Source organism: Haloglomus halophilum, from assembly GCF_024298885.1.
Taxonomy (GTDB): Archaea; Halobacteriota; Halobacteria; order Halobacteriales; family Haloarculaceae; genus Haloglomus; species Haloglomus halophilum.
On the sequence record NZ_CP101166.1, the window covers coordinates 3,142,436 to 3,160,523 of the forward strand.

The following is an 18,088-nucleotide window of genomic DNA, read 5'->3' on the forward strand; positions in this document are numbered from 1 at the left end:
GGTGGGTCTCTAAGAGAACCACGGACGACACGCTCTTGCCGCCGCGCCCCAGACCACCGAACCATGCGCGTGCGCGACTGGCAGGACATCGTCGAGGAGGTGGTCGACTCGGGGGCCGACCCGGACGGCTGGCGTGCGGTCGCCGGCGACCGCCGTGGGGGCCTCGGCGAGGACATGTTCATCGGCCATCCGTCGGCGGGCGTCTTCCAGCTCAAGACGTACGCCAGGAACCCGTTCGACGTGAAGGGCGTCGGGAGCGAGGTGGCCCGCCGCATCGACGACGACCTCGAACCGCTGTTCCCGGACCGTGACCATGACGGCCGGTTCGGCGTCCAGTCGCGCCCCGAGGACGAGGACGCCGCGGCCGAGTCCGCGAAGCGACTGGAGGAGGTGCTGAAGACCCACGCCGACGCGCCGACGACGGGTGACGCGCTGTTCGAGGATGTGATGGACGCGCTCGACTCGCCTGCGTTCGGCCCGATGGAGTACGAGTTCGACGGCCGGCCCGAGGAGATGGACGACCTCTCGGAGACGTTCGAGGAGGCCGAGGAGCTGCTGTCGACGGAACTGGACGACCTCATCGAGGAGGACGGGGTCGGCCGCGGCTTCGAGTAGCGTTCACTTCCACTCCGGTCCCCGCACGCTTTTATACCGCTTCGTCGAGAGCCCCGGTCATGCGCTTCGACAGGGACGACGACGGGGCACGGCGGGTGGCGACGCTGGACATCGAGACCACCCACTACGACGCGGCGAAGGGCGAGGTGGTCGCGGTCGGCGTCGGCGTCCACGAGTTCGGGACGCCCGGCTCGGACGCCGTGTACGACTGCGTCCTCCGCGAGGGGGACGACGAGCCGGCCGTCATCCGCGACGCGCTCGACCGGCTGGCCTCGTACGGGGCCGACCGGCTCGTCACGTACAACGGCGCCGAGTTCGATATCCCCTTCCTGCACGACCGGCTGCGGGTCCACGACACCGACCCGGTCGCGCTCCCACCCGTCGACCACCTCGACCTCTACGCCGACCGGAAGCGACGCGCGGACGAGACCGGCCGGAAGTGGCCGAGTCTGGAGGAGTGTGTCGCGGCCTACGACGCCACTCCAGCCGAGACGCACTGGCGGGGGGAGCCGGTGACGAACAGCCGCTTCGGCGAGGAACTCGGCCCGGAGTACCTCGACGCCGTCCGGGCCGGAGACGGCACCGACCTCCGTGCGGTCGTCGAACACTACCTCCGGAGCGACCTCGAGAACAACTTCCTCGTCTACTACGGGGACGTGGGGACACCGTTCGAGCCGGCGTTCGCGGGAACGCGACGGGAGTTCTGACTAGGTGAGGATATATCTTTAAAATAACTGGGATATGGTGGAAGGTAATGGTATAATACAGTTAACGCGCTATCTACTATCTCTCCCTTCCGATTCGCCGCTGTCGTCTGCGGGGACCACCTCTTCCGCGGGGTCCCGCTCCTCTGCCGGGCCCATCCCCATCTCGATTCCATCGATTCCACGCCCCTTCTCGTCGTATCGACCCGGGTCCGGACCGCCGTCGTCAGCCGGTGGCTGGGGGCCGGCGCTCGCCTCGCCGACCCGGTGCCGGACGAACGCCATCGTGGCGGCGTTCAGCGCGAGGCCCACGGGCGCGGCGACGAGCGCCGTCAGGAGGATACTGGGCAGCCCCGCCGAGAACGCCACCGAGGAGAGCGGCACCGAGCAGACCGCCACGAGGGCGGCGTAGGCCAGTGCGAAGACCACGTAGTCCGCCGTGAGCGCGATTCTGGCACCGAGCCGGAACGCCCGGCGCGGGCCGAGGTCCGCGGCGACACCCGCGTAGACCCCGGGTGCAAGCAGGTAGTAGCCGACGAGCGCCGCGACGAACACCGGAACGAACAGCGCGGTGGCGATGCCCCCGGCTGCGAGGATTCCACCGCCGAGGACCAGCAGGACCAGCAGGAAGCAGACCTGGAGCGCGGCGAACGCGAGCGTCACGGGAGCGTACCGGCGCAGGTTCTCCACCGGGTCGCCGGACCGTCCCGCCAGCGCGTCGTCGATGGACCCGAGGTAGATGGCGGTCAGGAGGCCGACGAGGAGCAGGCTCCCGCCCGCGACACCTATCCCGGTGACGAGGAGTTCCGGCTGGTTCGCGACGGCGGTGCTGGAGTAGCCGAACACGGATACTCCCGACTCGGTCGGCGCGTTCAGGAACGTCCAGACCCCGGCGACCGGCGTCGGGAGGCCGAAGTTTATCTGCATCGTCACGTCGGCACGCGCGGCGCGTTCGAGCTGGTCGACCGACAGGAGGCCGGCGACGAGCGGGACGAGCGCGAGCCACGGGCGGCTGGCCAGTACGTCCACTCCGGCGGAGAAGTACGACATCGTGGACGGGGAACGGTGGCCGTCGCGGCTGTCGGTGGAGGAGGGCGTCGACATCACGCGGAGGCTGCACGTCGGCGCACTTCAACCGGACGGAGGCTCAAGCACCGAATTCACCCTCCGTGACGCGGACGACGACCGTCTCGTCCACGTCACGGAGGTCGTAGTCGGGCAGCTCCGGGCCCGTCCGCGTGACGAACATCGGGTCGACGAGGCGACGGTCGGGGCCCCGACGGGTCCCGTCGTTCCCGTCGTCCGCCGCCGTGTCGCCCTCGTCGCCGCCTGACGCGTCGCCCTTGTCGGGCGTCACGACGCCGTACACTTTGAGGAAGCGGTCGCTCTCGTCGGGCGTGACGCGGTCCTCGCGGAGGTCGCTCGCGAGGTCCCGGGAGAGCCACTCCTCGTCGCTGACGGAGGGTTCCAGCACGAGTGCCTCGTCGACGAAGCGGACGAGGTACCAGTTCAGGTCGTTCAGCAGGGCGACGGCGGCGCCGAGCGAGACCGTCTCCAGCGCCACGGAGTTGTGGTACGGCTGCCGGAGGTCGTAGGTCGCGAGCGCCTCGCGGGCGGTCTCCCGCGAGAGCAGCTCGTACCGGAGGTCCACGCCGTCGTCGCCCAGCAGACAGACCCGCGCCATACCCTCGACTGCCGGGGGCGCACTCAAAGCGGTTTCGACCGGGCGGGTCGGTCGGTGGCCCGCCCGTTACTGGATGTACGAGGGTTCCTCCGCGTCGCAGTTCTCCTCGTGGGCCGCCGCGTCGTCCGGGTCGTCGAACAGGAGGCCACACGCCTCGCACTCGTACCACGTCTCGCCCTCTCGGGTGGTTTCGGCGACCATGTGCGGAACCTGACCGCCCGCGGACAAATGTGTTTCTCCGAGCGTACCCCGTCAGGAGTCACCGGACGACGGGGCTCGAAGTGGGGCCCGGACTTAAGTCTCGTGCGCCCCTCCCACCGACGAATGATAGAGGTCCGGGACCTGCGCAAGGAGTACGGCGACTTCGTGGCCGTCGAAGGGTCGAGCTTCACGGTCGAGGGGGGCGAGGTGTTCGGCATCATCGGGCCGAACGGGGCCGGCAAGACGACGACGCTGAAGACGCTGGCCGGCCTGCTGGAGCCGACGAGCGGCAGCGCCGAAGTCGCGGGCTACGACGCCTCGGACCCGCGGATGCGCCAGCAGCTCGGCTTCCTCCCCGAGGAGTCACCGCTGTACGAGGAGATGACGCCCATCTCGTATCTCACCTTCTTCGCGGACCTCTACGACGTGGACCGCGAGGTCGCGGAGACCCGCATCCACGATACGCTGGACCGACTCGACCTCGAGTACCGCGAGCGACCACTGGGCGACATGTCGAAGGGGATGAAGCGGAAGGTCGCCATCGCGCGCTCGCTGGTCAACGACCCCGACGTGCTGGTGTACGACGAGCCGGCGTCGGGGCTGGACCCGCTGACGACCAACTACATCATCGAGTTCACCCGCGACCTCGCCGACGAGGGGAAGACGGTCGTCTTCTCGGCGCACAACCTGTATCACGTCGAGTCCATCTGCGACCGTATCGCCATCATGAACGAGGGGAAGATCGTCGCCCGCGGCAGCGTCGAGGAGCTGCGCGCGCAGTACGGCCGCACCACGTACCACGTCTACACCTCCGTGCCGGTCGAGGACTCGACGCCCGTCGAGGGGAGCGCCGGCGAGCGCCACGAGCGGACCGTCGAGTCGATGGATGCGGTGGATGCGACCCGCGAGGCCGCCGAGGCCGCCGGGGGACGGATGGTCGACATCCGGACCGAGGACCCGTCGCTGGAGCGCGTGTTCCTCGACCTGGCGGAGGGTGAGAGCGAGGCCGAACGAGCCGTCGCCCGACGTGCCGCCGACGGGGCGGCCAGCGAGGACACGGAGACGGCCCGCGCGACGCCCCCGGGGGCCGACGAGTGAGGCCACGGACGGTCCTCCGCATCGCCCGCTGGGAGGTCACGAAGAACGCCGGCGGCCTCGACCGCCGGACCGTGGCGGTGGCGGTCGTCGGCATCCTCTTCGCCTTCGCGCTCGCGCCCGTCGTCGCGGGCGGTGGGTTCGCGCTCGACGACGGCATCTACCGCGCCGGGGTCGCCGAGGACAGCGTCTTCTACCCGGCCGTGGCGAGCGACGACACGTTCCGGGTCGTCGAGCCCGAACCGGGGCTCCTCGCGGCCGGTGAGGCCGACATCGTCATCCAGGAGGGCCGACTCGTCGCCGCGGACTCGGAGAAGGGCCGCGCGGCGGTCGCCGAACTCCGGACTACGGTCCAGCAGTTCAACGACCGCCGGATGCTGAACGAGACCAACGCCTCGGCCGCCTATCCCGTGTTTCCGGTCTCGCTCCAGTACGCCGACCGTGGCTCGGTCGACACCGGTGGGGACGGCGGCACGGACGGTGACGGCGGGACGGGCGGTGGTGGTACGGGGAGCGATGGCGGTGACGGTGGGACCGGAAGCGACGGTGGTTCCGGGGGCACCGGCGGCGGCGACGGCGGCGGCCTCCCGTCGGGCGGCGGTGGCGGCCAGTTCGGTGTGCCGGGGCTCTCCGGCGGCGTCTTCGGCGGCGGCACCACCGGCGGGACGCCGGGCGACCTCGCCCCGCCGTTCCCCTTCGGGTCGCTGGTGCTGGCGTTCGTCTTCGTCATCCCGCTGAACTTCGTCATCCAGGCGTACGGCTCGTCCGTGCTGAGCGAGCGACTCAACCGACGTGGGGAGTTGCTGCTCGTGGCGCCGGTGAAGCCACGCGAGATCGTCGCCGGCAAGACGCTCCCCTACTTCGTCGGCGCGGTCCTCATCACGGGTGCCATCACGGGGCTCATCGCACTCGGAACCGGAAGCGGGAGCCTGCTGTCGGTGGTCGCGGTGGCGACGCTGGCGCTGCTGTTCCTGGCTGCCTCGTTCGTCGGCGCGATGTTCGCGCGCTCGTTCAAGGAGTTGACCTTCGTCACCGTCGCCATCTCCGTGCTGTTGATGACGTTCGCGTTCGTCCCGGCCATCTTCACCGACGTCGGTAGCGTGGCGCTCATCTCGCCGCTGACGCTGGTCGTCCGTGACCTGACGGGCGCCTCGGTGGGCCCCGGCGGTATCGCGTTCGCGCTGCTCCCGACCACGTTGACCGCACTCCTCCTGTTCGCGCTCGGGACGGGCATCTACCGCGAGGAGGACATGTTCACCCAGCGGCCCGTCCATCTGAAGGCGATGGACTCGCTCGCGGCCCGCATCAGCCGTCCGCGCTCGCTGACGCTCGTGGTCGCGGCGCTCGTCCCGTTCGTCTTCGTCGCGGAGCTGATGGCCGTCGCCCTGCTGTTCGCGCTCCCGGGTGGGCTCTCGGTCGTCCTGCTCCTGACCGTCGTGGCGGTGATCGAGGAACTGGCGAAGTCGCTCCCGGTCTACGCCGGGTTCATGCACGCCCGCTACGAGCGGACGGCCCGGACAGCCGTCATCGCGGGTGCGTTCGCCGGCTTCGGCTTCTTCCTCGCCGAGAAGCTCACCCTCATCGTCCAGGTGGTCGGGCTGGACCAGCAGATCTCCGAGGGGAGCGCCGTCTTCCAGACCGGCGCGAACGCGGGGCCGGCCGTGGCGCTCTTGCTGTTGCTCGCGCCGCTCGCGCTCCACGTCGTCACGACCACGTGCTCGGCGCTGGGTGCCACCCGGAGCCGCGACGGGTACGTGCTCGGGCTGACGGCAGCCATCCTCCTGCACGTCGTCTACAACCTCTCGGTGGTGGTCTTCCTTGTCTGACCGCACCGGCTCGTTCGGCTCCGGGAGCCGCCCCATCCGGACCGACGGCGGCGACTCCGACGGTCGCGGGAGCGAGGCGGGCCCTGATGGCACGCCACGGGCAGACGGCATGCCGCGAGCTGACGGTGGAACGGCCGCCAGCTCGGACGAGCGAGGCCTCGGCTGGGCCCTACGTGTCCGCGGCGTGGTCGCCAGACGCGACCTCACCTCGCTCACGCGCGAGAAGACCATCGTGCTGGCGCTGCTCATCCAGCTGTTCGTCGCCGCGTTCTCCTCCTTCCTCGTCGTCGGGCTCACGTCGCTGTACGACCCGTCGGCGGTACAGGGTGAGGTGACGGTCGGCGTGACCGGCGAGGCGGCCGACGCGGTCGTCGCCGCCGGGGCCGGTCGCGAGGGGCTCTCGGCCGTCCAGTACGACACGCGCGACGACGCCCTCGCGGCGTTCGACGCGAACCGGGTCGACGCACTCGTCGCCGCCGAGCGGTACGCGGACGAGAGCGGCGGGAACCGCATCCGTATCGAGGCGACGGCGCCCGCCAACAGCTTCCGGGGGACGCTCATCGTCGCCCAGTTACGCGAGACGCTGGAGGCGCTCGAGCGCCAGGAACGGCAGGACCGCGCTCGATATCTCGACTCGCCCGTGGTTCCGCTCCCGGGCGAGGTGAACGCGAGCCCCTACTTCGGGTTCTCGTACACGGTGCTCGTCCCGCTGTTGCTGTTCCTGCCCGTCTTCATCGCGGGGTCGGTCGCGGTCGACATCGTGACCGAGGAGATCGAACGGGGGACGCTCGAACTCCTGCAGGTCGCGCCGCTCTCCCTGACGGCCATCGCCGACGGGAAGGCGCTGGGCGCGGTGTTCCTGGGTCCGGCGCAGGCGTTGCTGTGGATGGCGCTCCTGACGCTGAACGGTATCGGCATCGAGAACCTGCCGGGGCTGCTCGTGCTCACGGCGGGGCTCTCCCTGGCGCTGGTCGCCGTCGGTATCGGTCTGGGGCTGGTGATACGGGAACGCCAGCGCGCACAGCTGCTCTACTCGCTGGGCGTCCTCGGCGCGTTCGCCGGCGCGGCCCTGCTCCCCGAGCACCCGGCCACCACGGCCGCGCTGCTGGCCATCGATTCCCCCGGCGAGTTCTCCCGGCTGCTGGTCGTGCTGTACCTCGTCGCCGGCGTCGTCGTGGCTCTGGGGGTCCGCTCGTTCGTGACGCGCATCGACGCCGAGGGGCTGTAACCCGGCCGGGCCCGAACCGCCAGCGTCAATCCCCCGTCCGTCACACTGGCGGGTATGCAGGTGTATGGCCTCCTCGGCAACCCGGTGGGGCACTCGCTGTCGCCGCCGATGCACGAGGCCGGCTACGAGGAACTGGGACTCGACGCCCGGTACGTCACGTTCGAACCCGACCCCGACGAGTTCGACGATGCCGTCGCTGGCGCGCGGGCGCTCGGCATCCGGGGGTTGAACGTCACCATCCCGTTCAAGGGCGACGCGCTGGCACACCCCGAGGTCGACGCCGACGCGCTCGCCGAGCGTATCGGCGCCGTCAACACGCTCGATTTCGGCGGCGACGGTGTCACGGGCCACAACACCGACGCGGCCGGGGTCACGCGCGCGTTCGAGCATCACGATGTCGCGCTCGAAGGGCGAGGTGTCGTCGTGGGTGCGGGCGGGGCCGGGCGGGCGGCCGCGTTCGCGCTCGCGGACGCCGGCGTCGATGTCACCATCGCCAACCGCACCGAGTCGAAGGCCACCGACCTCGCCGCGGCGGTTCCGGGGGCCTCGGGCCACCCGCTCGATGCGGTCCCCGACCTCCTCGCGGACGCGGACCTGCTGGTCAACGCCACCAGCGTCGGGATGGAGGAGGACGCCAGCCCGGTTCCCGCCGACGCGCTTCACGGTGACCTCGCGGTGCTCGACGCCGTCTACACACCTATCGAGACGCGGCTCCTGCGCGACGCGACGGCGGTCGGCGCGACGACCATCGACGGGGCGTGGATGCTCCTCTTCCAGGGGGTCGAGGCGTTCGAGCTGTGGACCGGCGAGCGCGCTCCCGTCGACGCGATGAACGTGGCGTTGCGCGGGGCGCTCTAGCGAGCCGCCCGGCCTGTCGGGTCATCGTGTTGGGGTTTAAGTCCAGCCCCGCCATCGCTTCGGACATGACGCTGTTCGACTCCATCCTGTCACTGCTGGGGCTGAAGTCGACGGACTCCGACAAGCGACAGGAGTCCACCGACGTGACCGTCGAGCACGACCCCGACGCCGAGAACGAGGCGGCGGTGAAGGGAACCGACGCCACCGGCTCGACCGGTTCCATCACCGAGGAGCCCCCCGAGGACGAGGGGGCCGCGGAGCCGGCCGAGGCGGCCGACGGGACCGACCACGCCGGCACCGAACACGAGGCTGCGGAGCCGGCCGAGGCCGCCGGCCCGGCCGACGAGTCCGACCCGAGCGAGACCGAGCCCGCGCCGGTCGACGAGAGCCCGGTGGGCGAGCCCGAGGTCGAGGCGGATGCGGGTGAGGAGGAGGCTGCCGCGGCCGGTACGGACGCCACGGGCTCCACTGGGAGCGTGACCGAGGAGCCCCCCGAGGACGAGGGGGCCGCCGAACCCGCCGAGGCCGCGGGCGCCATCAGCGAGAACGACGACGAGCACGAGGCTGCGGAGCCGGCCGAGGCCGCCGGCCCGGTGAGCGACGAGGCCGACCCCGCCGAGGAGTCGGCGGGCGACGACGATGACCCGGTCGACACCGTGAGCGGTATCGGCCCCGCGTACGCGAGCCAGCTGGCCGATGCGGGCGTCGAGACGGTCGCCGACCTCGCGGCCGCGGATCCGGCGGCGCTGGCCGAGGAGACGGGCATCTCCGAGAAGCGGCTCTCGCGGCTCGTCGAGCGCGCCGGGGAGCGCCTGGCCTGACGCCGGCAACCACATCGATTAAGAGACGCCTCCGACTACGACACGCCATGTACCTACCACTGCAGGCCGTGAACGCCGGCATCATCGACACGACCGGCTGGCTCGTCGGACTCGCGAGTCTCGCCTTCACCATCGCGTGGGCGGTCTACCTGTTCCGGTAGCTCACGTCCCCTCGGCTTCCTCGACGACGTCGACCCGTTCGCGGAGCCACGCGGCCGCCTCCTGCACGACGCGTTCCTCGTCGCTCTGGAGTTTGATACGGACGTACTCGCCCGGGTAGGAGCCGACCTGCACGTCGAACTGCTCGCGGAGCTCGGCGAACCGGTCGATGAGTGCGCTCTCCGGCTCGTCGGCGGTGACGAACGCGACGTGGGTCTCGCTCCCGACGAACCGGTCGGCGATGGACTCGAACATCGACTCCATCTCCGCCGGGACGCCGGGGAGGACGTAGACGTTCTCGATGACACAGCCCGGCGCGACGCCCGCCTCGTTGTGAAGCGGCTGGGCGCCGGCCGGGATGTCCGCCGTCCCCGTCGCGAGGTCCTCGCGGGCGTAGCCACTCTCGGATAGCCACTCGAGTGCGGCCTCGCTCTCCTCGACGGCCACGTCGAACGCTGCCGCGACGGCGTCCATCGTCAGGTCGTCGTGGGTCGGGCCGAGCCCACCGGTCACGAGGACGGCGTCGTACCGGTCCCGGTACTCGGTGACCACGCCCGCGATGTCGGCCACCCGGTCGGGGACGGTCGTCACGCGCTCGACATCGACGCCGCGCTCGGCCAGCCGTCGCCCCAGCCACGCCGCGTTCGTGTTCACCGTGTCGCCCGCCAGTAACTCGTCCCCGACGGTGACGATGGCCACGCGCATGATTCGCCGTTGGCGCCGCCTCGCAAAAAGGTCCTCGCGATGGGGTGGCCGCTGTCGCGCGATGCCGGGCCGCCGCTACCCCATCCCCGGCGGCGGGTCGCGCCCGTCGTCGTCCTCGATGTCGATGTCGAGGCCGACCTCCTCGCGGCGTTTGACGGTCTCGCGGATCTGGAGGTAGTAGTAGAGCGCCCCACCCGTGCCGAGCACCAGCATCAGCGCGACCAGCCCGCCGAACAGGAACAGGTCGCGCTGGAGGTAGTACCGGACCAGAACGGAACGCGCCCGGCTGACCGAGTCCCACCTGACGTGGACGTTGCCGTCGATACGCTCGGCGCTTGTCCGTGTGGGCTGGACCTGCGCGAGGACGGGCAGGCCGACGCGGGCGCCTTCGGGCAGGACCATCTCGTAGGAGCCCTCGACGAACGTGGGCGTGGCCACCTGCTTGCCGTTCTTCGGCGTGGTGAACGCCAGCTTCCCGGTCTCGTTGGTCGGGAGCCGGACCGTCGTCCGGCGGCGTGACTTCGAGACCGCGAGCTTCGAGTCCGGCACGTCGACCGTCTCGCCGTCCTTCAGCATGACGAGGTTCGCGTTCCCGTCGTCGGTCTTCTGGTACCGGAGGACGGTGCCGTTCTCGTACTGGAACTGGAGCGCGATGGGGTCGACCGGCTGGTCGGTTCCGAGCGCGTCGCGGGTGTACAGCCCCATCGTGAAGTTCTCGCCCGCCTCCCGGCTCCCGGTCGTCCGGTTGCCGACGGCGTAGACGGAGGTGAAGTTGTTCTTGTTCACCTCGATGTAGCCGTCGGCGTCATCCGTCCAGTCGTAGGGGCTGCCCGGGTCCTCGGCGAGCGCCCCGGACTGCACCGAGCCCGGGCCGAACACGGAGGTACAGCCACCGAGCGCGAGGAGTGCACCGAGGAGCACGACACCCGCCGCGAGCCGGCGTCGACTGCCCGGAGACGGGCCCGCGCCTCCGTCGTTCGTCCCGTCGTCGGGTACGTCTCCGGTCATGGGACGACGCACAGCAGCTCCGCGGGCAGGTACTCGCCGACGGCCGACAGCAGCCCCGGCGGGTCCGTCCCCTCCTTGCAGACGACCGACTGCTCCAGCAGACCGAGTCGCTCGACGGTCACGATATCCTGGGCGTGCCCTGCGCGGTTGACGGTGGCACGGACCTCCGCCCGTGTGGCACTGTTGACGTTGAGCCGGCCGGTGCCACGGGTCCACTCGTAGAGCCGGTCCTGCTCGACCTCGGCGAGCGACGCCATCTCGTTGCCCTCCTCGTCCTCAGCTATCGTGTAGCGGAGCGGGAGGTGCTGGACCAGGCCGAACCGCTGGCGGATCTGGGTGGCGTCGCCCGGCCCCAGGCCGAGGTTCTCGGCCGGGACGCGGACCGTCTCGCCGAAGCCGACGTCGAGGGTGAACCCGTCGTCGTCCCAGCGCGCGAGGGTACCGACGTAGGTGCCGCCGGCCTCGCGGTGCGGGGTGAGCTCGCCCCACTCCTCGGCGAGCGCGTTGCGCGCGGCCGTCGCGTCCGGTCCGGAGATGGTGACGCTCGGGAAGTCGTCGTCACGGATGCCCAGCGACGACTCGACATCGAGCTCGCCGATGGTGTTGTCGACCTGCGAGCGCAGCGAGTCGAGCGCCCGCTCGCGGGCCTCGCCCTTCACGTAGAGTTTCGTCGCGAGAACGACCATCTACGCCTCGGCCTCGTCGGGTTCTGGGAGGTGAAGTTCATCGCGGAGTTCGGCGATACGCTGCTCCATCGCGTCGACGAGCCGCTCGTTGGACATCGAGGTGAGTTCGCCGCCGCAGTTGGGGCACTGGAAGCCGAACTCCATCGCCTCGCCGAACTCGAACCGGATGGAGTCCTGCTCGCAGAGGTAGAACTCGTTGTCGCGCTCGTAGTCCTCGCGCTCCTCCAGCGCCTCGAGCAGCCGGTGCATCTCCTCCTCCAGCCGCTCGGGGATGTTCTCGTACTCGAACGTCCAGAGGTAGGTGAGCCAGCCCGAGTCCTCGTCGCGGAGCCGCCGATAGCTCGCGAGGTCGTTCTCGTAGAGGATGAACAGGGCCCGACGCACGTCGTTGAGCTCCATCCCCAGCTCCTCGGCCAGTTCCTCGTCCGTTACCTCCCCGTCCGGGGGGGCCGCCGCCACCGGCATGCCGGTCGGCCCCACCAGCTCGTGGAGGTACTTCTGTATCACGGGGTCCTCGAGTAGATCCTCGAACGCCATTACGGTGTAATCCGCCGGTCCGCCGGGTAAAACTTCCGCTCGGGCCGTCTGTCTCCGCTCGGCCGGCCGGCGGCGGCCTGCTGGATTCGCGGGACCGAAGTAGGTCGCTCCCCGACACCGGGTATGGACGATGCGTCCGCGGGCGGTCCCGCTCCCTCGACGCCGTATCGTGGGGAGCCACACGGGTCGCCCGGGCGCCGACTGGCCACCATCGCGGCACTCGCCGTCGTCCCGTGGACGGTCATCCTCGTCTACGGGGAGGTGACGCTCGTGTTCCCGTTCGGCTTCGTCAACACGAACCCGCCCGAGCTCATCGACATCTATCGCCTGCTCGTCGTCGCGAAGGGCGGCCTGCCGCGGAACCCGGAACTACTCCCGCTCTCGATCCTGTTCTACCTCGTCGCACTCGCGAGCGCGACGGCCGGGCTGGCCGACCGCGAGGACCCGCGCTTCACCGCGGGCATCCTCGTTCTCGCCGGCCTCTCGCATCTCGGCGTCGCGTACGCGTTCAGCCACCGACTCGCGTACACGCCGGTCCCGTTCGGCGCGGTACTGATGTTCGGTGTCGCCTGGTGGTACTACTGGCCCAGCCTCCGGGCGCTGATGCTGGCGCCAGTTGACTGATAGTTGGAAATAATTCGAATAATGTAGAAAAGATGTAGGTCTGTAGAATGTGGGGGAATATTTCGCGAGTATACCGCATAGTTGCAGAAGTCTACTCCCACGTCTCGATGCGACCTTCCCGGATGTCCTCGACGCAGCCCTGGCAGTCCGTATGCTCGGAGTCGTAGCAGACCGGCCGGGCCTGCTCGTCGAGGTCGACGGCCCGGCGCTCGGCGTAGCGGCGGCAGACGAGCTTCGCCCGGCCCTCGTCGTCGGTCGGGAGGTCGGCGAGCGCCTGGTTGCGGCCGCTCTCGTAGGACCGACGGGCCTCCTCTACCTGCCGGCCCGCCGAGCGGAGCTTCGTCCGGAGGAACCGTTTCCATCGTCCTCGGTCGCCCATACCGATTCACGGGTGCCCGGCCACAAAGACGCGTCGGCGCGGCCCCGGTCGCGCTCCGGCGAAAGCGATAGGTGGGTGCCGGGGGCAAGAGCCGGTATGCCGGGGCCCGTGTTCATCGAGACGGAACGGCTCGAACTCCGGACGGTCGAGGAAGGGGATGCGGATGTGGTACAGCGTGCCCGGATGCATCCCGATATCAGGCGGTACATCGCCGGATTCCGGGCGCCCCGGAGCGAGTCGGCCGTCGCCGAGGACGTTCCGAGCGACGACGGCGTCTCGCTGTTCGTCGTTCCGAAGGCGGGTGAACACGGGGGGCAGCCGGTCGGACAGGTCGAACTCGACTACGTGAACGAGGCCGACGGCTGGGCGAACCTCAGCTTCTGGTTGTTCCCCGAGGGGTGGGGACACGGGTACGCGACGGAGGCCGCGGCCGACCTGGTCGAGTTCGCCTTCCGGGAACGGGGGCTCCGACGCATCACGGCGAACGCCCTCGCTCCGAACGACGGGTCCATCAGCGTACTGGAGCGGCTGGGGTTCACCCACGAGGGGACCCAGCGCGAGAAGACGATGGCCGACGGCGAGTACGCCGATGTCGAGTTCTACGGGCTCCTCCGGCGGGAGTGGCCGGGCGCCGACGCCGTCCGCTCGGACTGACCGTCGACGGGTGGCCGGTGGTCCGTCGGAGGTGGTCCGGCGGGAGGACCTGACCCGAGCCGAGGAACCCGGCGATAGATGCATCGAAGGCCACGATTACACTTCCACCCCGGTCGCGAAACTTCTTATACCATCCGGCGCCAACCAGCGTACGCCTCCCATTGAAAACACGCGGAGGCGGAACGAACCCATGGCAGACCTACAGCGACACGCCGAAGAGGTACACGACCAGTTCTCCGACCAGCTCGATATCACCGTCGAGGACGTCCAGGAGCGCCTCGAGACGCTCGTGAACGAGTACAAGGTGCCGGCCGACGAGGCCCGGCGCAGCGTCGTCTCGACGTATCTGGACGAGGCGGGCATGGAGCGCGATGAGATCGGCGGTGGCGGCGGTGGCGGTAACGCCTCCCTGCTGGTCAACGAGATCGACGAGGACGAGCAGTGGGTCGACCTGCGCGTGACGGTGGCCGACCTCTGGGAGCCCCGGAGTGACGCCGTCTCGCAGGTGGGCCTGCTCGGCGACGAGTCGGGAACCATCAAGTTCGTCGCCTTCGAGACCAGCGACCTCCCGCCGCTGGAGGAGGGGCAGAGCTACGCGCTCGGCAACGTCGTCACCGACGAGTACGAGGGCAACTACTCGGTGAAGCTCAACCGGACGACGAGCATCACCGAACTCGACGAGACCGTCGAGGTCGGCGACGACGCCACCGAGGTCGAGGGCGCCCTGGTCGACATCCAGGACGGGAGCGGCCTCGTCAAGCGCTGCCCGGAGGACGACTGCACGCGCGTCCTCCAGAACGGCCGCTGCAACGAGCACGGCGAGGTCGACGGCGAGTACGATCTCCGCATCAAGGGTGTGCTGGACGACGGCGACGAGGTGACGGAGGTCATCTTCGACGAGGAGGCCACCACCGATCTCACCGGCATCGGGCTGGAGGAGGCCATCGGCATGGCCAAGGACGCGCTCGACACGGAGGTCGTGGTCGAGGAGATGCGCGAGGACGTGCTGGGGCGCTACTACCGCGTCCGCGGCCCGACGTTCGGCCGGTACGTCCTGGCGAACGAGACAGAGCGGCTCGACGGGCCCGTCGATGCCGAAGCGACGCTGATCAAGGCGAGGTCGATCTGACATGAGTTCCATCCCCACCCGCGAGGTCGCGCGGCGCGCGTTCGCCAGCGAGTTCAACGACGCCGGCTACACGTTCAAGGAGAGCGACGACGACCGCGCGCCCCTGTACGCGCTCCTGCCCACAGGCGAGCGCGCCAACCGCGTGTTCGTCGTCGGCACCCTGATGGAGACCGAGGACGTCGGCGACGAGTCGGAGTACTGGCGCGGCCGCATCGTCGACCCGACGGGGACGTTCTTCACGTACGCCGGGCAGTACCAGCCCGAGGCCGCCGCCGCACTGCGCGAGCTGGAGACGCCCGCGTTCGTCGCCATCGTCGGCAAGCCCCGGACCTACGAGACCGACGAGGGCGAGGTCCGCGTCTCCCTCCGGCCGGAGTCCATCACGGTCGTCGACCAGGCGACCCGGGACCGCTGGGTCGTCGAGACGGCCGAGCGGACCATCGAGCGCATCGAGGCGTTCGCCCCCGAGACGAGCGAGTACGCGGCCATGGCCGACGAGCAGTACGACCTGCCCGTCGACACCTACCGCGACCAGGCCATCGCGGCGCTGGAGTCGCTGGACGACGGTGAGACGGCCGAGGCGCCGGCGCCCGACGCGGCCGACTGACCGCCTCCGCGGTTCGTAGCGTTCGTCAACCGTTCTGCGATTTCTTCGCAACTGATAGCGACGGGTACGTTCGACGGTCCACGGGCCGGGAGCGCGTGGCCGAGCAACGCGAGGCCCGCGCGACCCGGGGAAGGGCAGGGCCGCCGCGCCCGTGACACGTTCTACGTCCCTGGTGGAATCGAAGGGCGAGCGCTCTCGGGGAAGCACGACGACGCAAGCACTGGACCGAGCGACCAACGGGAGCGAGGGAAGCGCGCAGCGAGGCGCGCGACCCGAGAGCGCGAGGGCTTCGTAGTCGTACCCGCCGGCCTCGGTGCGGCCGCTCCAGTCATCTGCTAGCACCCGAACGCTTTAGTGATAACCCACAGTTATCAAACCTCATGGAACTGCCGACGGCCGCCGAACTCCGGGAGCGGCGGAAGACCGACCTCGACATGACCCAGAGCGAGCTGGCCGAGATGGCGGGCGTCTCCCAGCCGCTCATCGCGCGCATCGAGGGTGGCGACGTGGACCCGCGGCTCTCGACGCTGCGGCGCATCGTCAACGCGATGAACGAGGCCGAGGGCGCCATCAAGCGCGCCGAGGACATCATGAACGAGGACCTGACCTTCGTCTCGCGCGACGACAGCGTCGCGGCGGCCATCGACCTGATGGGTGAGGCCGGGTTCTCGCAGTTACCCGTCGTCGACGAGGGCGGGACGCCCGTGGGGCTCATCTCGAACTCCGACGTGCGCCACTACAGCGCCGACGAGGTCGACGAGATTCCGGTGGCGGAGTCGATGAGCGAGTCCATCGTCACGGTGGGCCGGGACGCCACGCTCGACGAGATCAACGACTACCTCGACCACAACCCCGCCATCATCGTGATGGAGAGCGGCGAGATGGTCGGTATCATCACCGAGGCCGACGTGGCGACACACCTGCGGTAGGTGTTGGGGGCCGCCTCCGAAGCCCTCGCGCACTTCGACCGGCACCGAGACTCTGCTGCTGGAGATTCCTCCGAAGCCCTCCCGCTCTCGACCGGTTGCGACTCGCTGCGCTCCTCGTCGCGCTCACTTCGTTCGCGCGGCTGCGGTGCTTGCGTCGTCTCACCTGGTCGAGAGCGGTCGCCCTTCGATTCCGCCAGGAACCGCACGCGGGTCAGTCGGGGCCATGAGCCTCACGCCTCCCCAACCGCCTGCGATGCTCACTCGCTCCGCTCGTTGCGCTTCTCGCCCCTCGCACGGTGCCGGCGGCTGGCCTGTGGCACAGCCGCCAGCGCGCGCCTACTGGACTGACGGGAGGCGCGGTTCGAACAGCATCCGGGCTACGCTCATCGATGTCTAAGGCTGGATATAAGTGCCAAAAGGTGGGTATAAGGGCCCCAAAGACGAGTATAGAAGACTTAATCGAGTTTCAATCCGCGAATCTCGACCGTTGCGTCCTCGCTCTCGGCCTCCTCAACGTGCCCGATGACGCGGCCGTCCGTCTCGGCCACCACCGCCTCGGCATCGTCGGGCGCGAGCGCGGCGACGAAGCCGGTGCCCATGTTGAACGTGCGATGCATCTCCTCGTCGTCGACCGACCCCTCGGCCTGCACGAAGTCGAACACGGGGTCCGCGTCGAACGGGCCGTCGACGACGTAGCGGAACTCGCCCAGTCGAGTCAGGTTCGTCCACCCGCCACCCGTCACATGCGCGGCGGCGTGCGCGCCAGCCTCGCGGAGCGGCTCCAGCAGGTGGGTGTAGATGCGCGTCGGCTCCAGCAGCACGTCGCCGATGCGGGGTGTCTCGCCGTCCTCGACGCGCGAGCAGTTCGGCGTCCCGTACTCCTCGACCGGGAACGGGTCCGTGTATGAGTGCTCGCGCGTGGTCGCCTGCCGCGCGAGCGTGAGCCCGTTCGAGTGGATGCCCGAGGAGGGGAAGCCGACCAGCGCGTCGCCCGCCTCGGCGTCGCCGGGGAGCAGGTCCTCGTCGGTCGCGAGCCCGGCGCAGGTCCCGGCGAGGTCGAGGCTCTTCACGACCTCCGGCATGACGGCGGTCTCGCCCGCGACGAGTTCGATGTCGGCGGCCTCACAGCCCGCACGGAGCCCCTGCCCGACCTGCTCGGCGAATCCCTCGTCCGGTTCGTCGACGGCGAGGTAGTCCACGAAGGCGACGGGCGTGACGCCCGCGGCTGCGAGGTCGTTGACGTTCATCGCGATGCAGTCGATGCCCACCGTCGAGTAGTCTCCCAGCGCCTCGGCGACGAGCAGTTTCGTCCCGACGCCGTCGGTCGCGAGCGCGAGGTAGCGGTCGCCGATGTCGAGCAGGCCGGCGTAGTCGCCCGAGACCCCCTCGACCGCACCGACGAGGGCAGCGGTGGCGGCCTCGCTCGCGTCGATGTCGACGCCGGCGTCGGCGTAGGTCAGGCCCTCCTCGCCGGTACCGTCGTCCGCGTCCCGGTTCCCGTCCGGTGCGTCGTCGTCCCCGTTCGCGCCACGGTCGGTCATGGGTGAGCGCGGGGGCGAGGCGCGCAAAGGCGTGTCGGTCGGCGCCTGACACCGTGGCGCGGCGGAATCGGCCAGCGAGCCAATCGCAAAAGGCTTAT

The 18,088-nt window shown here is 69.9% G+C and carries 21 protein-coding genes; 12 read left to right on the forward strand and 9 right to left on the reverse strand.

Annotated features, from left to right (window positions below):
- Positions 1-63: 63 nt before the first annotated feature.
- Together NL114_RS15305 and NL114_RS15310 are read left to right on the forward strand one after the other, a co-directional pair.
- Complete coding sequence (locus NL114_RS15305; RefSeq protein WP_254821786.1) at positions 64-615, forward strand: hypothetical protein; 552 nt, start codon at positions 64-66, stop codon at positions 613-615.
- Positions 616-674: 59 nt separating this feature from the next.
- The gene (locus NL114_RS15310; protein ID WP_254821787.1) at positions 675-1,322 is read left to right on the forward strand and encodes a ribonuclease H-like domain-containing protein; all 648 of its coding nucleotides are present in this window, start codon (positions 675-677) and stop codon (positions 1,320-1,322) included.
- A 69-nt stretch (positions 1,323-1,391) separates the two neighbouring features.
- Here the strand turns inward: NL114_RS15310 and NL114_RS15315 are convergent, their stop codons facing one another.
- From NL114_RS15315 to NL114_RS21670, 3 genes are all read right to left on the reverse strand, one after another.
- Positions 1,392-2,423: a hypothetical protein gene (locus NL114_RS15315; protein ID WP_254821788.1), complete on the reverse strand. Its 1,032-nt coding sequence runs from the start codon at positions 2,421-2,423 to the stop codon at positions 1,392-1,394.
- Between the two features lie 43 nt (positions 2,424-2,466).
- Positions 2,467-3,003: a DUF5804 family protein gene (locus NL114_RS15320; RefSeq protein WP_254821789.1), complete on the reverse strand. Its 537-nt coding sequence runs from the start codon at positions 3,001-3,003 to the stop codon at positions 2,467-2,469.
- 66 nt (positions 3,004-3,069) lie between these two features.
- Complete coding sequence (locus NL114_RS21670; protein ID WP_286671075.1) at positions 3,070-3,204, reverse strand: DUF7128 family protein; 135 nt, start codon at positions 3,202-3,204, stop codon at positions 3,070-3,072.
- Positions 3,205-3,327: 123 nt separating this feature from the next.
- On the opposite strand from NL114_RS21670, the gene NL114_RS15325 reads away from it, so the two are divergent.
- From NL114_RS15325 to NL114_RS15345, 5 genes are all read left to right on the forward strand, one after another.
- The gene (locus NL114_RS15325) at positions 3,328-4,302 is read left to right on the forward strand and encodes an ABC transporter ATP-binding protein (protein ID WP_254821790.1); all 975 of its coding nucleotides are present in this window, start codon (positions 3,328-3,330) and stop codon (positions 4,300-4,302) included.
- Positions 4,299-6,125, forward strand: a complete 1,827-nt coding sequence (locus NL114_RS15330) for an ABC transporter permease (protein WP_254821791.1) — start codon at positions 4,299-4,301, stop codon at positions 6,123-6,125. The genes NL114_RS15325 and NL114_RS15330 overlap by 4 nt, the downstream gene beginning before the upstream one ends.
- The gene (locus NL114_RS15335; RefSeq protein WP_254821792.1) at positions 6,118-7,353 is read left to right on the forward strand and encodes an ABC transporter permease; all 1,236 of its coding nucleotides are present in this window, start codon (positions 6,118-6,120) and stop codon (positions 7,351-7,353) included. Before NL114_RS15330 ends, NL114_RS15335 begins: the two co-directional genes overlap by 8 nt.
- 54 nt (positions 7,354-7,407) lie before the next feature.
- Complete coding sequence (locus tag NL114_RS15340; RefSeq protein ID WP_254821793.1) at positions 7,408-8,211, forward strand: shikimate dehydrogenase; 804 nt, start codon at positions 7,408-7,410, stop codon at positions 8,209-8,211.
- A 65-nt stretch (positions 8,212-8,276) separates the two neighbouring features.
- Positions 8,277-9,032 carry a helix-hairpin-helix domain-containing protein gene (locus NL114_RS15345; RefSeq protein ID WP_254821794.1) on the forward strand — a complete coding sequence of 252 codons (756 nt, stop codon included), beginning with the start codon at positions 8,277-8,279 and terminating at the stop codon, positions 9,030-9,032.
- A 162-nt stretch (positions 9,033-9,194) separates the two neighbouring features.
- On the opposite strand, the gene NL114_RS15350 is transcribed toward NL114_RS15345, so the two are convergent.
- The 4 genes from NL114_RS15350 to NL114_RS15365 all read right to left on the reverse strand — a co-directional run bounded on the left by NL114_RS15350 (position 9,195) and on the right by NL114_RS15365 (position 12,127).
- The gene (locus NL114_RS15350; protein WP_254821795.1) at positions 9,195-9,896 is read right to left on the reverse strand and encodes a competence/damage-inducible protein A; all 702 of its coding nucleotides are present in this window, start codon (positions 9,894-9,896) and stop codon (positions 9,195-9,197) included.
- 75 nt (positions 9,897-9,971) lie between these two features.
- The gene (locus tag NL114_RS15355; protein ID WP_254821796.1) at positions 9,972-10,904 is read right to left on the reverse strand and encodes a DUF5803 family protein; all 933 of its coding nucleotides are present in this window, start codon (positions 10,902-10,904) and stop codon (positions 9,972-9,974) included.
- Complete coding sequence (locus NL114_RS15360; protein WP_254821797.1) at positions 10,901-11,590, reverse strand: DUF2110 family protein; 690 nt, start codon at positions 11,588-11,590, stop codon at positions 10,901-10,903. The genes NL114_RS15355 and NL114_RS15360 overlap by 4 nt, the downstream gene beginning before the upstream one ends.
- Positions 11,591-12,127, reverse strand: coding sequence for a transcription factor (locus NL114_RS15365; protein WP_254821798.1), 537 nt, complete (start codon positions 12,125-12,127; stop codon positions 11,591-11,593). It lies immediately after the preceding gene.
- Between the two features lie 123 nt (positions 12,128-12,250).
- Here NL114_RS15365 and NL114_RS15370 point away from each other — a divergent pair, with 123 nt between their 5' ends.
- Positions 12,251-12,751 (forward strand): TIGR04206 family protein, encoded by a 501-nt coding sequence (locus tag NL114_RS15370; protein WP_254821799.1) that lies wholly within the window; start codon positions 12,251-12,253, stop codon positions 12,749-12,751.
- A gap of 91 nt (positions 12,752-12,842) precedes the next feature.
- Here the strand turns inward: NL114_RS15370 and NL114_RS15375 are convergent, their stop codons facing one another.
- Positions 12,843-13,130 (reverse strand): DUF7091 family protein, encoded by a 288-nt coding sequence (locus NL114_RS15375; protein WP_254821800.1) that lies wholly within the window; start codon positions 13,128-13,130, stop codon positions 12,843-12,845.
- 96 nt (positions 13,131-13,226) lie between these two features.
- Between NL114_RS15375 and NL114_RS15380 the strand changes: the two genes are divergently transcribed.
- From NL114_RS15380 to NL114_RS15395, 4 genes are all read left to right on the forward strand, one after another.
- On the forward strand, positions 13,227-13,784 hold the full coding sequence (locus NL114_RS15380) for a GNAT family N-acetyltransferase (RefSeq protein ID WP_254821801.1): 558 nt from the start codon (positions 13,227-13,229) through the stop codon (positions 13,782-13,784).
- A 190-nt stretch (positions 13,785-13,974) separates the two neighbouring features.
- Entirely contained in the window at positions 13,975-14,913 is a 939-nt protein-coding gene (locus NL114_RS15385) for a replication factor A (protein WP_254821802.1), read from the forward strand.
- A gap of 1 nt (position 14,914) precedes the next feature.
- Entirely contained in the window at positions 14,915-15,520 is a 606-nt protein-coding gene (locus NL114_RS15390) for an RPA family protein (protein WP_254821803.1), read from the forward strand.
- A 380-nt stretch (positions 15,521-15,900) separates the two neighbouring features.
- Entirely contained in the window at positions 15,901-16,449 is a 549-nt protein-coding gene (locus NL114_RS15395; protein ID WP_254821804.1) for a CBS domain-containing protein, read from the forward strand.
- A gap of 455 nt (positions 16,450-16,904) precedes the next feature.
- Here NL114_RS15395 and purM read toward each other — a convergent pair whose 3' ends face one another.
- Positions 16,905-17,990 (reverse strand): phosphoribosylformylglycinamidine cyclo-ligase, encoded by a 1,086-nt coding sequence (gene purM, locus NL114_RS15400; RefSeq protein ID WP_254821805.1) that lies wholly within the window; start codon positions 17,988-17,990, stop codon positions 16,905-16,907.
- Positions 17,991-18,088: the final 98 nt, after the last annotated feature.

Bases quoted from the DNA above. Each gene is read 5' to 3' on its own strand.
- NL114_RS15305 (WP_254821786.1), top strand. From the start codon at position 64: ATGCGCGTGCGCGACTGGCAGGACATCGTCGAGGAGGTGGTCGACTCG.
- NL114_RS15310 (WP_254821787.1), top strand. From the start codon at position 675: ATGCGCTTCGACAGGGACGACGACGGGGCACGGCGGGTGGCGACGCTG.
- NL114_RS15315 (WP_254821788.1), bottom strand. From the start codon at position 2,423: ATGTCGACGCCCTCCTCCACCGACAGCCGCGACGGCCACCGTTCCCCG.
- NL114_RS15320 (WP_254821789.1), bottom strand. From the start codon at position 3,003: ATGGCGCGGGTCTGTCTGCTGGGCGACGACGGCGTGGACCTCCGGTAC.
- NL114_RS21670 (WP_286671075.1), bottom strand. From the start codon at position 3,204: ATGGTCGCCGAAACCACCCGAGAGGGCGAGACGTGGTACGAGTGCGAG.
- NL114_RS15325 (WP_254821790.1), top strand. From the start codon at position 3,328: ATGATAGAGGTCCGGGACCTGCGCAAGGAGTACGGCGACTTCGTGGCC.
- NL114_RS15340 (WP_254821793.1), top strand. From the start codon at position 7,408: ATGCAGGTGTATGGCCTCCTCGGCAACCCGGTGGGGCACTCGCTGTCG.
- NL114_RS15345 (WP_254821794.1), top strand. From the start codon at position 8,277: ATGACGCTGTTCGACTCCATCCTGTCACTGCTGGGGCTGAAGTCGACG.
- NL114_RS15350 (WP_254821795.1), bottom strand. From the start codon at position 9,896: ATGCGCGTGGCCATCGTCACCGTCGGGGACGAGTTACTGGCGGGCGAC.
- NL114_RS15355 (WP_254821796.1), bottom strand. From the start codon at position 10,904: ATGACCGGAGACGTACCCGACGACGGGACGAACGACGGAGGCGCGGGC.
- NL114_RS15360 (WP_254821797.1), bottom strand. From the start codon at position 11,590: ATGGTCGTTCTCGCGACGAAACTCTACGTGAAGGGCGAGGCCCGCGAG.
- NL114_RS15365 (WP_254821798.1), bottom strand. From the start codon at position 12,127: ATGGCGTTCGAGGATCTACTCGAGGACCCCGTGATACAGAAGTACCTC.
- NL114_RS15370 (WP_254821799.1), top strand. From the start codon at position 12,251: ATGGACGATGCGTCCGCGGGCGGTCCCGCTCCCTCGACGCCGTATCGT.
- NL114_RS15375 (WP_254821800.1), bottom strand. From the start codon at position 13,130: ATGGGCGACCGAGGACGATGGAAACGGTTCCTCCGGACGAAGCTCCGC.
- NL114_RS15380 (WP_254821801.1), top strand. From the start codon at position 13,227: ATGCCGGGGCCCGTGTTCATCGAGACGGAACGGCTCGAACTCCGGACG.
- NL114_RS15385 (WP_254821802.1), top strand. From the start codon at position 13,975: ATGGCAGACCTACAGCGACACGCCGAAGAGGTACACGACCAGTTCTCC.
- NL114_RS15390 (WP_254821803.1), top strand. From the start codon at position 14,915: ATGAGTTCCATCCCCACCCGCGAGGTCGCGCGGCGCGCGTTCGCCAGC.
- NL114_RS15395 (WP_254821804.1), top strand. From the start codon at position 15,901: ATGGAACTGCCGACGGCCGCCGAACTCCGGGAGCGGCGGAAGACCGAC.
- purM (WP_254821805.1), bottom strand. From the start codon at position 17,990: ATGACCGACCGTGGCGCGAACGGGGACGACGACGCACCGGACGGGAAC.